The organism is Jeotgalicoccus psychrophilus DSM 19085, from assembly GCF_000425845.1.
Classification (GTDB): domain Bacteria; phylum Bacillota; class Bacilli; order Staphylococcales; family Salinicoccaceae; genus Jeotgalicoccus; species Jeotgalicoccus psychrophilus.
In genome coordinates this window covers 200,728-214,114 of sequence record NZ_KE384463.1, presented here as the reverse complement: position 1 = coordinate 214,114, position 13,387 = coordinate 200,728, and the positions used below count along the sequence as shown (strand labels likewise).

At 43.5% G+C, this 13,387-nt stretch carries 12 protein-coding genes and 1 other annotated feature (1 of these 13 cut by a window edge); all 12 genes read right to left on the bottom strand.

The window, feature by feature from the left end; genetic code table 11:
* Positions 1-213 (bottom strand) — a binding site (T-box leader) (it extends 19 nt beyond the left edge of the window).
* A 51-nt stretch (positions 214-264) separates the two neighbouring features.
* Positions 265-1,326, bottom strand: coding sequence for an AbrB family transcriptional regulator (locus H625_RS0109845; RefSeq protein ID WP_026859757.1), 1,062 nt, complete (start codon positions 1,324-1,326; stop codon positions 265-267).
* Positions 1,327-1,778: 452 nt separating this feature from the next.
* Positions 1,779-3,215, bottom strand: a complete 1,437-nt coding sequence (locus H625_RS12965; protein ID WP_035785713.1) for an MDR family MFS transporter — start codon at positions 3,213-3,215, stop codon at positions 1,779-1,781.
* A gap of 78 nt (positions 3,216-3,293) precedes the next feature.
* On the bottom strand, positions 3,294-3,791 hold the full coding sequence (locus H625_RS0109835; RefSeq protein WP_084135821.1) for a c-type cytochrome: 498 nt from the start codon (positions 3,789-3,791) through the stop codon (positions 3,294-3,296).
* Between the two features lie 74 nt (positions 3,792-3,865).
* The gene (hemL, locus tag H625_RS0109830) at positions 3,866-5,152 is read right to left on the bottom strand and encodes a glutamate-1-semialdehyde 2,1-aminomutase (RefSeq protein ID WP_026859755.1); all 1,287 of its coding nucleotides are present in this window, start codon (positions 5,150-5,152) and stop codon (positions 3,866-3,868) included.
* Between the two features lies 1 nt (position 5,153).
* Positions 5,154-6,134 carry a porphobilinogen synthase gene (gene hemB / locus H625_RS0109825; RefSeq protein ID WP_026859754.1) on the bottom strand — a complete coding sequence of 327 codons (981 nt, stop codon included), beginning with the start codon at positions 6,132-6,134 and terminating at the stop codon, positions 5,154-5,156.
* Positions 6,124-6,822 carry a uroporphyrinogen-III synthase gene (locus H625_RS0109820; protein WP_026859753.1) on the bottom strand — a complete coding sequence of 233 codons (699 nt, stop codon included), beginning with the start codon at positions 6,820-6,822 and terminating at the stop codon, positions 6,124-6,126. The genes hemB and H625_RS0109820 overlap by 11 nt, the downstream gene beginning before the upstream one ends.
* Positions 6,809-7,741 (bottom strand): hydroxymethylbilane synthase, encoded by a 933-nt coding sequence (gene hemC, locus H625_RS0109815; RefSeq protein ID WP_026859752.1) that lies wholly within the window; start codon positions 7,739-7,741, stop codon positions 6,809-6,811. The genes H625_RS0109820 and hemC overlap by 14 nt, the downstream gene beginning before the upstream one ends.
* 14 nt (positions 7,742-7,755) lie before the next feature.
* A complete protein-coding gene (ccsA, locus tag H625_RS0109810) occupies positions 7,756-8,580 on the bottom strand; it encodes a cytochrome c biogenesis protein CcsA (RefSeq protein ID WP_026859751.1) in 825 nt (274 codons plus the stop codon).
* A gap of 15 nt (positions 8,581-8,595) precedes the next feature.
* Positions 8,596-9,942 (bottom strand): glutamyl-tRNA reductase, encoded by a 1,347-nt coding sequence (gene hemA / locus H625_RS0109805; RefSeq protein WP_026859750.1) that lies wholly within the window; start codon positions 9,940-9,942, stop codon positions 8,596-8,598.
* Positions 9,943-10,047: 105 nt separating this feature from the next.
* On the bottom strand, positions 10,048-10,635 hold the full coding sequence (gene yihA, locus H625_RS0109800; protein ID WP_026859749.1) for a ribosome biogenesis GTP-binding protein YihA/YsxC: 588 nt from the start codon (positions 10,633-10,635) through the stop codon (positions 10,048-10,050).
* 49 nt (positions 10,636-10,684) lie between these two features.
* Positions 10,685-11,941, bottom strand: coding sequence for an ATP-dependent Clp protease ATP-binding subunit ClpX (clpX, locus tag H625_RS0109795; protein ID WP_026859748.1), 1,257 nt, complete (start codon positions 11,939-11,941; stop codon positions 10,685-10,687).
* A gap of 133 nt (positions 11,942-12,074) precedes the next feature.
* Entirely contained in the window at positions 12,075-13,364 is a 1,290-nt protein-coding gene (tig, locus tag H625_RS0109790; protein ID WP_026859747.1) for a trigger factor, read from the bottom strand.
* Between the last annotated feature and the right edge of the window lie 23 nt (positions 13,365-13,387).

The following is a 13,387-nucleotide window of genomic DNA, read 5'->3' as shown; positions in this document are numbered from 1 at the left end:
CGGTGCCACCTAAATTCAGGCTTTAAGCCTGCATCTCAACTTGGTGATTAACGCTCACCGCACGTTTTGGATTACTGATCGGCTGGTTGGCCGGCGTTCACACAAAACTTATCATAGACTACGTTCACAGCATGCACCGGTAAACTTTTCACCAATCGTTTACTCTCTGATTATCGCCTGCATACAGCTACTCTTCTACGTCTCTTATTTATATAAGTTAATATTATGCGACTTTTAAATAACTGTCAAGATTGAAGTGACAGACTATTTGGCGCGTTTTTTGTTCAGATATTTTAAATAGTAGCCGACGATCGGGACGACGACGATAATGATAAAGAATATCCTGAAGATGTGGTAACTCGAAATCATCGCGATGTTGCCGCCGGTTTCAATCGCAATCACGATAATCTGTCCGAGCCCGCCTGGTGCGGCACTTAAGAACAAGTCGTTAAACTGATGCGTTGTAAACAGCTGGAAGACAAAGACAATGAACATGGTGCCGAAAATCAGTATTAAATTCTGCAGTAATATCGAGAAAATCAGACGTTTGTTGAGCTGCGTCATCAGAGAGGCAATCTGCAGTCCGATACGGATACCAAACAGAATCTGAGCGACGTTAATAAATGTGAGATCCAGCGAAAACTCAATGCCCGTTGTTAAGTTCCATATAATTAAGACGAGAATCGGGCCGAGCATTAAACTCGCCGGGAATTTTATCTTGTTGAGCAGGTAAATCAGCGCGAGAGCAGCGAGCGGAATAATGAGCATTTGCGGTGTGAAAATCGTCGAAATATAATCGACTTCGATTGGCAGTGCGTTCGCTTCTGATGCCGGCTTGAAGAAGCCTGAAACGAACGGCACGATCAGTACGATGAGTATGATGCGGGACATCTGCGTCAGCGTGACGAGCAGAATATCAGCGCGCTTCTCCTCTTCGGCCATAATCAGCATTTGAGACAAGGCACCAGGCACGGAAGCAAGCACCGCAGTCTCCGGTGTACTGCCGGTTAAATAAATGAAGAGTCTCGATAATGCGAGACTAAGTAAAAGAACGAGAATCGTCATAAGAAAAATATTAAATAAATCAGCGCGCATGTCTAAAAGTGCATCTAGTGTCAATGTGGAGCCGATCTCGATAGCCATAATAATAACACCGAGATCACCGAGCCAGCGCGGGAAATATAACTCGCGTTTGACGAGCCGGATATAAAGAATGGTTGCGATCATCGAACCAAACAGCCACGGTAAAATCATGCCGAGTGAAGACAGTCCGTAAGAAATAAGAGCCGCAGCGGCTACAAGCAGCAGAAAACGAAGAACTTTCATAACATCACCTTATCTATTGGAGATTCATCTATAATAATAACTTATATTATGGCTGAAATAAAGTAAGTTGCATTTTACACTTTATTCAGAAAACTGTGCTGCAGCGTGATTTGGTGTTGTTTAGAGTGATTTGTGTTGATTTTGAGTGCTGGCTGGCGTTTGGAGGCCGACGGCGGTTGCCTGTCGGACTTTAACATCGCTTCGAGTACGACGGCGTTTCCCCGTCGTACTTTAACATCGCTTCGAATACGACACCGCTTCCCCGTCGGACTTTAACACAGCTTCGAATACGACGGTGTTTGACCGTCGTACTTTAACACCGCTTCGACTACGACGGCGTTTCCCCGTCGTACTTTAACTAGATGAATCACATATCAATACTTTCAAATACCCTTAATTTTCGTTAATACTCGTTGTTATTAACTTCGGTTCACAACAGGAAAACGCCGTTGTCATTCCAGCTCGTCCGGGCGGTCTTTATCGCTCACAACTCTTTCCTGTTCTTTTAAAAAGAAGGCAAATATTAAACCGATCACCGCCAGCACTGCGGATGTGATGAAGGTGGCGTTTACCCCTGCGATTTCATCCGCAGTTGTCGGATTTCCACCGGACATGTTAAACGCGACGCCGGTCATGATTGTAATAAAGAGTGCCGTGAAGAGCGAACCGCCGATTTGGCGCATCGTATTGTTCAGCGATGTGCCGTGGGAGATCATATGGTTCTCGAGCGCGTTCATCGCGTATGTTGTGAGTGCCATCATCGACAGTCCAACGCCGGCAAGGCGCACAGTATAAACGATTGTAATATAGGTAAATGTTGTTTCTGTGCTTAAAAACGACATCAGCACCGACGTCACTAATATTAAGATCAGACTCGTAAATGTCAGCAGCCGGATGCCGTAGCGGTCAAAGAGCCAGCCGGCGATGAGTGAGATGACACCCATGACCAGGGCACCCGGTAAGAGTGACAGTCCTGACTGGAATGCGGTAAAGCCGAGCATGTCCTGCATTAAGACAGGAACGATATTGTTCGCACTGACCATCGACACAAAGACGATAATCCCGATCAGTGACGCCATGAGGAAATACGGATTTTTTAAGACACGTATTTCCAATATCGGCTGCGTCAGTTTAAATTGTCTTCTGACAAACAGTCCGACAATAAATAATCCTGCAAAGATTGGCAGCAGGACTTCCACACTCAGCCAGCCGCTGACTCCGGCAACTGAGAAACCGTATAACAGTCCGCCGAAGCCAAGTGTCGACATCACGATTGAGAGGATATCCACTTTCGGATTCGTCTGTTCAGTGACGTTCCGCATATAGAAGAATGCAAATACTATATTCAATGCTGCAAGCGGTGTAATGATAATGAACAGCGTGCGCCAGGGCCAGAATTCAACTATGTAGCCTGACAGTGTCGGTCCGATGGCGGGTGCAAAGCCGATAATCAGCCCGAACAGTCCCATCGCCTTGCCCCGATTTTCGACCGTGAACATCTGCAGTAAAATCACCTGTGATAAGGGCATCATAATACCCGCGCCTGATGCCTGCAGTATGCGCCCGGCGAGCAGCATTGGAAACACTGTCGACAGTGCTGCGACAATCGTTCCAATTGTAAATAAAATCATCGCGGTCATATAGAGTTTCCGCGTTGTAAATTTATTAATTAAAAATGCAGATATCGGAATCATTATTCCGTTCACTAAAAAGAAACCGGTCGTCAGCCACTGCGCTGTGCTGAACGGAATGTCCAAATCTTTCATAATGACCGGTACGGCCGTGACCAGCAGCGTCTGATTTAAAATCGAAATAAACGCACCGATAATTAAAATCGCAATGACCAGATTTCTGCCGTTTAAATTCCCTTTTTCCCCTGTCTTGTTCATATACTCCGTCTCCCAACCTCTGTATATATAGAAAAAGACAAACTCATACAATACGAGTTTGTCTTTTTATCTCAAATATTATTGTTCACTGAAGAACTGGTACATTGCTGTCAGTTCTTCGTCAGCAACCTGGTCTGCACTAAATGCAGGCATAGATCCCTGGCCGTCGCGGACGATTGATGTAAATTCATCTTCAGCAAGACTAGTTCCCGCTAAAGCCGGACCCATAGCTCCTGAGAAGTCCTGTCCGTGACATGACGCACAGTTATCGCGGGCGATTCCTTCAGCATCAACATCTCCGCTTGATGCAGTTTCTTCGCCGCCTTCTTCAGATTCACCTGACTCTTCTCCTGAATCCGCTGTTTCTTCTGTTGCAGCTTCTTCTTCAGATGCAGTGTCGCTTCCGCCGCCGCCCAAGTGGAAAATAAGTAATGGAACAATTAGGAAAACGATTATAACCGGTATTACCCAGTAAAGGTGTACCGTGCCTTTTGTACTGTTATCTGGATTTTTCTCGATGACACGAGGCTGGCCATCGACTTTTACGCCGCGTGAACGTTTTTTCTTATCACTCATTTATGTCTACCCCCATTTATACTAGTACTACTATTATACACATATTCTATCCCGCATGAAGTACAAAATTTAAATTATTTACCCGTAACTTTACTTAATGCATTATCAAACGCAGTAATTGTCTTCTCTATATCTTCTTCAGTATGTTTCGTTGATAGGAACATGCCTTCGAACTGTGATGGAGGAAGGTAAATACCTTCTGCTAATAAGGCCTGGTACATTGCTTTGAATAAGTCTAAATCGCTCTTATTCGCACTGTCGAAATCAGTTACAGGTCCTTCAGTTAAGAAGAAGCCGATCATTGAGCCTGCACGGTTAATCGTAATTGGTGTCTTGTGTTTGGCAAATACTTCTTTCAGTCCCGCTTCAAGCTGATCCGCCAGCTTGCCGAAGTATTTGTAGCTGTCTTCTGTTAACTGGCTTAAGGTCGCAAGGCCTGCACTCATTGCCAGCGGATTACCTGAAAGTGTTCCAGCCTGATAAATGTCGCCAGCAGGGGCAATACGTTCCATAATTTCTTTCTTGCCGCCGTAAGCACCGACCGGCAGTCCGCCGCCGATTACTTTACCGAGACAAGTTAAGTCCGGTGTAATACCGAAGTGTCCCTGTGCTGAGTTAAATCCGACACGGAATCCTGTCATGACTTCATCGAAGATTAACAGTGAACCGTTTTTCTCTGTAATATCACGCACGAACTGAAGGTAGCCTTCAACCGGCGGTACGACACCCATGTTGCCTGCTACAGGCTCCATAATAACTGCTGCGATATCATCGCCGAATTTATCGAATGCTTCTTTCAGACTGGCTTCGTCGTTATAAGGTACAGTAATTGTATTTTTCGCAGTGCCTTCAGGTACTCCCGGTGAGTCCGGCAGTCCAAGCGTTGCAACACCGGAACCTGCTTTAATTAATAACGAGTCACTGTGGCCGTGGTAGCAGCCTTCAAATTTAAGTATTTTTTCTCTGCCTGTATAGCCGCGCGCTAGACGTAATACTGCTAGCGTTGCTTCAGTACCTGACGATACCATACGAATCATCTCGATAGATGGCACGCGTTCCATAACAAGTTCAGCCATTGTTGTTTCAAGCTCTGTCGGCGCACCGAAAGATGTGCCTTTAACTGCGGCATCCTGGACGCTTTTAACTGTCTTTTCGTCTGCGTGGCCTAAAATTAAAGGGCCGAAACTTAATGAATAGTCGATATATGAATTGCCGTCGACGTCGTAAAGACGCGCACCCTTAGCGTGGTCGATAAATAACGGGTGGTCGCCGACAGATTTAAAGGCACGTGCCGGAGAGTTCACACCGCCGGGCATTACTTTAACTGCTTCAGCATATAATTCTTTTGACTTGTTATACATCTTAAATTTCTCCCTTATTAATTTTTTCCGCAAGTTCTTTTGCGAAATAAGTAATAATCATATCAGCGCCTGCGCGCTTCATTGAAATCATCTGTTCAGCGATTACTTCTTCATCTAAAAGTCCCTGATCAATTGCATTACGCGTCATTGCATACTCACCGCTCACGTTATAAGCAACGATCGGCAGATTTGAGTTATTGCGCACATCGCGAATAATATCGAGGTAAGACAAGGCCGGTTTAACGATCATCATATCCGCACCTTCAAGTATATCGCTGTCTAGTTCACGGAGTGCCTCCAGACGGTTCGCCGGATCCATCTGATACGTTCGGCGGTCGCCGAATGACGGAGTTGATTCCGCTGCATCTCTGAACGGACCGTAGAACTTAGACGAATACTTAATGCCGTAGCTCATAATTGGAATATGCGAGTAGCCCGCAGCGTCCAGCCCCTGGCGGATTTCAGTAACGAAACCATCCATCATATTGCTTGGTGCAATAATATCAGCACCGGCTTTAGCTTGTGATACTGCAGTCTGTACGAGCAATGGCAGTGATGCATCATTGTCGACGTCTTTAGTTACAGGATCAATTAAGCCGCAGTGGCCGTGATCTGTATATTCACATAAGCACGTGTCTAAAATAACGAGCAGTTCAGGATAATGTTCTTTCGACAGGCGGCACGCTTCCTGCACGATACCGTGATCGTGGTAAGCCCCTGTACCTTCAGGATCTTTTTCATTCGGAATGCCGAAGAAAATAACACTCTTAATGCCAAGTGCAACGACCTCGTCCAGCTCTTCTTTAAGCAGGTTCAATGAAATCTGATATACACCTTTCATCGATGATACTTCCTGTTTGACGTCCGGTTTTTCAACGACGAAAATCGGATAGATTAAATCATCTTTTGATAGTTTTGTTTCGCGTACCATGTCGCGCATAAAGCCGCTTTGTCTTAAACGGCGATGTCTGTCAAAATTCATTATGAATACTCTCCTTTATAAAATCAATCATATGTCCGAGTGTTTCATGCTCCGGTTTTGATGCAGTCAGGCCGTACTCCTTTAATCTCGCTTCAGTCACGTGACCAATCGCGATTAAATGAATATTCTTCAGTTCATCAGCTTTAAAATGGCCCATTAAACTGTCGACTGCAGACGGTGATGATAACGTTAAATAATCGATATGATTTATGTTTTTTCTGATCTGTTCAATCGAACCTTCGTGAACTTTCGGGTAATACAATTCGATTTCTGTAACGATTGCCCCCGATTCACGCATATAGTCCCGCATCAGCGGACGTTTTTTCGTGCTCGCCGGATACAGTATTTTATCGCCGGGCTTAATCGTGAATTCTTCGATAAACCCTTCCTGTGTATAGGTCGACGGCTCAAAGTCCACATCGATGCCGTAACTGTTCAATGCTTCGGTCGTTTTTACGCCGATGCTTGAAATGTGATCCGTTTTGACACGTTTAAAAAACGGCAGAAAATGTTTCACCGTATTTTTACTCGTCATAACGAGCCACGTATAGTGTGTATTTAAAACTGTCTCGTCAAAAGGCAGACGTTCAGTCGTAATGAGCGGTGCATGGACGAGATTTAAGGCCTCGTCCTCCCCCTCTTCAAATGTTGACTGTGTCACGTAAACAACCGGTTTACTGCTCGGCATTATTCTCATTAATCATGTCGATAATATCTTTCGCACCGATTTTCTGCATTTCATCAGCAACAAGGTTACCCAGCTGAACCGGATCCTGATGTGATTTCTTTACAACAAACCGTTCATTGCCGTCTTCGGACATAATTAATCCTGTTAAGTACAATTCGCCGTCCTCAAGCGTTGCGTAACCGCCGATTGGCACCTGGCAGCTGCCGTCCATACGTTTTAAGAACGTACGCTCAGCAGTCGTGCACGTCGCGTCATGGTCCGAGTGGACAGTTTGCAGCATTTCTATTAATTCAGTGTCATCTTCACGCACTTCGATGCCTAAAGCCCCTTGTGCAATTGCCGGAATAAACTCTTCAGGGTCGAAGTATTCAGTGACAACGTTGTCGCTCCAGCCCATACGTTTAAGTCCTGCAGCCGCTAGTAAAATAGCGTCGTATTCGCCCGACTCCATTTTCTTAATGCGAGTATCGATGTTGCCTCTGACCCAGTTCACAGTAATATCATCGCGCATTGCTAACAGCTGTGCACCGCGGCGGAGACTTGACGTGCCGACGATGCTGCCAGCCGGCAGGTCTTTAAATAATACTTTATTATTCGATAAAAAGGCGTCGCGCATATCTTCACGTTCAGGCACACATGCAATTGTGAAGCCTTCAGGCAGTTCGCTCGGTACGTCTTTTAAGCTGTGAATCGCCATGTCGATTTCTTTATTTTTAAGTGCTTCTTCAATTTCTTTAACAAATAATCCCTTGCCGCCGACTTTAGATAACTGTACGTCGACGATGCGGTCACCTTTAGTGACGATTTCTTTTATTTCAATTTCAGCATCCGGGAACTGTGCCTGCAGTTTCTTAATAAACTGTTTCGACTGCGTTAAGGCAAGTCCGCTTCTGCGTGAACCAACGATAATTTTTCTCATGATTTATACTCTCCTTAAAGTGACCAAAAATGAAAACTCGATAATTCTGAAAGAATTAAATAATTCAGCATGACAAAGACAAAAATTGCGATGCTGTATACTGCAAATTTCGCCGTATCACCTTTAAATTTAACCATTGTTAAAATAATGCTGTACATAATAATAACATATACAGTGCCGATGACTTTCGGATCATAGACGACACTTGGACCAATGATCTGAAGTCCCCAGACGATTCCTATTATAATACTTATACTCATTAAAATCACACCGATAAAGGTCAGCCTGAGCATTACTTTTTCGGCGGTGCCAATGCTGAAAAGCGAAAAGAAACTTCTGTTGAATTTTTTCTGTTTTAAGTTGCGGCGCTGAACTAAGTATATAACGGCATTCAGCATGCCGATAAAGAACATAACATAGGCTGCCAGTGCACTGCCTACATGGACGATTAAGAGCTCGTTCACAATTTCAAGCGTCAGTGCCGTTGAACTGAAGTTCAGCGCTGAAAATGTATAGAACGTCATTAAAACTATCGTAATAATTAAGTAAAACAGTAGTATAAATTCCGATTTCGTCTTCATAAAATGTATAAGCCCGAGCAGTATAAATACCAGGCTTAAGCTGAATATACTTTCAGCAAGCGTTAATATCGGAATTCTGCCAAGCTGGATTCCGAGCTGCACAACAGACAGAAAGTGCAGTATTACCGCCGGGGTCAGTACATACAGAGAAACCTTTCTGACTTGTCGATTTCTTAAAAACAAATCATATGACAGTGCAGAAAGGCTGATAAAGTAAAGCAGTAATATAATTTCTTGAATGCGGAACATCATATCCATAAGATATCCACCTTGCTAATTAAGGTTAAGCTGTTCTTTACGTGCTCTGAGCTTCTCTCTTTGTTTCGAACTTGAATCTTCGCGCGCCAGTTCAACCTCTTCTTCAATATGGAACATTGCCATAATATCTTCGAGTTTCTCATCGCGTTTTTTGTCGCCGGCGATTTCTTTCGTAAAAATAATCGGATCGCGCAGCATTTGATTAATAATACTCTTCATATGTTTTGAGATTACCGTGCGGTCACGTTCTGTCATATCCGGCAGTTTACGCTCCAGTGAATCCAGTGTCTCATCGTGAATGTTTAAAGACTTCGTACGCATCGCCTGAATAACAGGCACGACACCTTGAACGCGGAGCCAATCTTCAAATTCCGCAGTCGTGCCGTCTATCATCGCTTTGATTTTTTCGGCTTCCTGTTCGCGTGAAGCGAGGTTAGAGTCAACTAAGCCCTGCAAATCATCCACATTGTACATATAGACGTTGCCGCTTGAATCAATTTCAGGATCAATGTCTCTCGGCATTGCGATATCGATTAAAATAAGCGGTGAACCGCCGCGTGTTTTATTCACCATGTCGATCATATCTTTTTTAATGACATAATCCGGTGACGATGTGCTTGAAATTACGATGTCAGCTTCTTTTAATTCAGACTCTAAAGCGTGCAGATTTGCTGCACGGCCGTTAAAGCGTGCTGCCAGCTCTTCTGCTTTTTCAACCGAACGGTTTAAGACCACGACGTCTTCGATACCGTTTGACGTTAAGTTTAAGAGTGACTCTTCAGCCATTTCACCTGCACCGATAACGAGCACACGGCTTTTCTTAACATTGGCAAAAATGCGTTTGGCAAGCTCTACCGCTGCATATGAAATCGATACTGCGTTCTTCGAAATATCAGTTTCACTATGGCCGCGTTTAGCGACAGTAATCGCTTCTTTAAACAGCTTGTTAAAGATTGTCCCTGTCGTATGTTCTTCCTGCGCAGTTAAAAACGCATCTCTGATCTGGCCGAGAATCTGCGTTTCACCCAGCACCATCGAATCTAGTCCGGCAGTCACTTTAAACAGATGAGAAACAGCTTCGTCAGCTACTTTCATATCTGTCATATCTTTAATTTTTTCGTATTCAACATCGAACCAGTCAGCGAGGAATTTTCTGGAATAATACGCCCCCGTATGTTCCTGATCACTCACTACATACAATTCTGTGCGGTTGCACGTCGACAGCAATGTCGCTTCAAGTATGCTTTTTTGTTCGCGTAATTTATGCAGTGCTTCAACGACTTCTTCGTCCTGGAATGTCACCTGTTCGCGTTCTTCAACGCCGGTTTTTTTATAATTTAGACTTAATGCAATAATATGCACTATAATGCCCCCTCAAAACTTAACTCACAAATAAAGGTGCTCAGTTGGACCACTTTATCTATTCCCTATTTATACTAATTATAAATTAGGTATATATCAAGCATTCTAGACAAACTTTTGTAAAGCTGTCATAATTTCAGGCAGATTTCGCTTGTCTAAGGAAGAAAATGGGAAAATCTGGTCTTCAGGTTCCATTTCCAGCTCTCTTTTTATAACACTGATGTGCTTTTGAACTTTACCGCGGGCAATTTTGTCCGCCTTTGTCGCAACGATAATTACCGGCAGTTCGTAATATTTCAAGAAATCGTACATCGAAATATCATCTGCTGTCGGCGGATGACGCAGGTCGACTAACTGTACAACACATGTGAGTGTTTCACGGTCTTTTAAGTAGCCTTCGATCATGCCGCCCCACTTCTCGCGTTCAGACTTCGACTGTTTTGCGTAGCCGTAGCCCGGCACATCGACAAAGACAAACTTCTTATCTGCGTTGTAGAAATTCAGGGTAATTGTTTTCCCCGGTTTTGATGAAGTACGCGCGACGCCTTTACGGCCGCACATAGCGTTAATAAATGATGATTTACCGACGTTTGAACGCCCGCTCAATGCGATTTCTTTTAAACCGGTCTCCGGGTAATGTTCCGGACTCACTGCAGAAGTAATAATATCTACGTTACTTGGATTAATTTTCATGCTGGTCACTTCCTTTAAAAAAGGCTGTCGCAATGACAGCCTTTATATTTTATGCACTTTTTTTATCTTCTGTAATTTCTTTGCCATCCGCATCAAAAATCAGCGGATCTTTTTCATCTATAATCGTTTCACGGGTAATAACGACTTTCTTAATGTCGTCGTTTGAAGGCACTTTGAACATAATGTCCACCATGCGCTCTTCAATGATTGAACGCAGTCCGCGGGCACCTGTCTTACGTGCAATAGCAAGTTCTGCGATTGCGTCAAGTGCGTCTTCTTCAAACTCAAGTTCAACGTCGTCGATTAACATCATTCTCGTATATTGTTTAACGAGCGCATTTTTCGGCTCAGTTAAAATTGATTTCAAGGCGTCAACATCAAGCTCCTCTAAGTAGCTGATGATCGGCACACGGCCGATAAATTCAGGAATCAGACCGTAGCTCTGAAGGTCGTCCGGACGGACTTTCGCCATAAGTGCGTCTTTATCCGTAAAGTCTTCACCTGCGCCGCCGAAACCAATCACTTTATCGCCTAGACGGCGTTTAATGATGTCTTCCATACCGTCGAATGCACCGCCGAGAATAAACAGGATGTTCGTCGTATCGATCTGGATAGACTCCTGGTTCGGATGCTTGCGTCCGCCTTGCGGAGGAACGCTTGCAGTTGTGCCTTCTAAGATTTTAAGCAGTGCCTGCTGTACGCCTTCACCGGATACGTCTCTGGTAATCGATGTGTTTTCGCTCTTACGTGCGATTTTATCGATTTCATCAACGTAAATAATGCCCTGTTCAGCACGTTCAACATCGAAGTCCGCTGCCTGAATTAAACGGAGAAGAATGTTCTCAACGTCGTCACCCACGTAACCTGCTTCAGTCAGACTCGTCGCATCAGCAATCGCAAATGGCACGTTCAGTGAACGGGCTAATGTTTGTGCAAGAAGTGTTTTACCGCTTCCTGTAGGACCGATTAAAGCGATATTACTTTTAGCAATTTCAACTTCATCTTCGCCCATGTTGTTAATACGCTTGTAGTGGTTGTATACAGCTACGCTGAGTGCGCGTTTAGCGTTCAGCTGGCCGATAACATACTCATCGAGTGATTCTAAAATTTCCTGCGGTTTCGGAATATAATCGAAAACTGCAGTGTGATCCATCTTAAGTTCTTCTTCTATAATTTCATAGCATAGTTCGATACATTCGTTACAAATGTATACACCGCTGCCGGCGATAAGTTTCTTAACCTGTTCCTGATCTTTACCACAGAATGAGCAGGTTAAATCTGTATCTTCTTCATTAAATTTAAACATTTATATACACCTCATTATATACTTCTAATAAAATATACTAGAAAATCTACCTTAAATCAATTGAGCTGCATATTGATGAAAAGCTCTACACTTTAGGTGCAGAGCTTTTCATGTATGTGGTTCAATTTATAGATTATTCAGCTTTTTTACGGTTGTCTACTAATACGTTTAAAGCTTTTTGGATTTTAACATCTTCTTTAAGCATGTCAGCGCCGCCAAGAGCGTTCTTAACATCTTCTAAAGGCATACCGAACTGCTCAGCCAGACGGCTAAGTTCAGCGTCTGTATCTGCTTCAGTTACTTCGATATTTTCTTCTTCTGCAATTTGTCTTAACGTTAAGTTCGTACGAACGCGTTTAAGTGCATCTTCTTTCATTTGTTCACGAAGAGCGTTTTCGTCTTGACCTGACAGCTGTGTGTAAAGTTCAAGAGTTAAGCCCTGCTGTGATAAGTTCTGTTCGAATTCCTGAAGCATACGGTCAGTTTCAGTATCCACCATTGCATCCGGTACATCAATGTCAGCGTTGTCAGCAGCTTTAGCTACTAAGCTTTCTTTTAATGTAACTTCGTAGTCGCTTTCTTTTTTAGCTTTAACTTCTTCTTGAAGTTCAGCTTTAAGTTCGTCTACAGTTTTAGCTTCACGGTTTTCAAGCTCAGCTACAAACTCGTCAGTTAATTCCGGCGTTTCTTTTTGTTTAAGTGAGTTCACTTTAACTTGGAATACTGCTTCTTTACCAGCTAACTCTTCAGCGTGGTACTCTTCAGGGAAAGTAACGTTAACGTCTTTCTCTTCGCCGATTTCCATGCCTACCATTTGCTCTTCAAAGCCAGGGATGAATGAGTTAGAGCCAATTTCGATTTCGTAGTCGTGAGCGTGTCCGCCTTCGAAAGCTTCTCCGTCAACGAATCCGTGGAAATCGATTGTCGCGATATCGCCTTCTTCAACTGTACCTTCTTCTTTAACTACTAAATCAGAGTACTCAGTAAGAATGTGGTCGATTTGGTGATTAACTTCTTCGTCAGTCACTTCTGTGTCGACTTCTTCACCTTCAAGGTTTTTGTATTCGCCTAGTTTAACTTCAGGTTCAACTGTAACAGTTGCTTTAAGAATAACTTCTTTGCCTTTTTCAATCTGTTCAACATCTACGTCAGGCTGAGCAACCGGTGTAATACCAGCTTCGTCTACAGCTTTCCCGTAATGTACAGGTAAAAGAATGTCTAATGCATCCTGGTAAAGAGATTCTACACCAAAACGTTTTTCGAACATTTGACGCGGTACTTTACCTTTTCTGAATCCAGGCATATCAATGTCCTTAGATACTTTTATAAATGCTTCATCCAAAGCAGTGTTTAGTTCTTCACTTGGAATTGTAATTGTTAAAATTCCTTGGTTACCTTCTTGTTTTTCCCATGTTTGAGACATAATACATTTTCCTCCATTAAGTC

What these genes read in the sequence shown, in the direction of transcription:
- H625_RS0109845 (WP_026859757.1), bottom strand. Translation starts at nt 1,326, where the DNA reads ATGAAAGTTCTTCGTTTTCTGCTGCTTGTAGCCGCTGCGGCTCTTATT.
- H625_RS12965 (WP_035785713.1), bottom strand. Translation starts at nt 3,215, where the DNA reads ATGAACAAGACAGGGGAAAAAGGGAATTTAAACGGCAGAAATCTGGTC.
- H625_RS0109835 (WP_084135821.1), bottom strand. Translation starts at nt 3,791, where the DNA reads ATGAGTGATAAGAAAAAACGTTCACGCGGCGTAAAAGTCGATGGCCAG.
- hemL (WP_026859755.1), bottom strand. Translation starts at nt 5,152, where the DNA reads ATGTATAACAAGTCAAAAGAATTATATGCTGAAGCAGTTAAAGTAATG.
- hemB (WP_026859754.1), bottom strand. Translation starts at nt 6,134, where the DNA reads ATGAATTTTGACAGACATCGCCGTTTAAGACAAAGCGGCTTTATGCGC.
- H625_RS0109820 (WP_026859753.1), bottom strand. Translation starts at nt 6,822, where the DNA reads ATGCCGAGCAGTAAACCGGTTGTTTACGTGACACAGTCAACATTTGAA.
- hemC (WP_026859752.1), bottom strand. Translation starts at nt 7,741, where the DNA reads ATGAGAAAAATTATCGTTGGTTCACGCAGAAGCGGACTTGCCTTAACG.
- ccsA (WP_026859751.1), bottom strand. Translation starts at nt 8,580, where the DNA reads ATGGATATGATGTTCCGCATTCAAGAAATTATATTACTGCTTTACTTT.
- yihA (WP_026859749.1), bottom strand. Translation starts at nt 10,635, where the DNA reads ATGAAAATTAATCCAAGTAACGTAGATATTATTACTTCTGCAGTGAGT.
- clpX (WP_026859748.1), bottom strand. Translation starts at nt 11,941, where the DNA reads ATGTTTAAATTTAATGAAGAAGATACAGATTTAACCTGCTCATTCTGT.
- tig (WP_026859747.1), bottom strand. Translation starts at nt 13,364, where the DNA reads ATGTCTCAAACATGGGAAAAACAAGAAGGTAACCAAGGAATTTTAACA.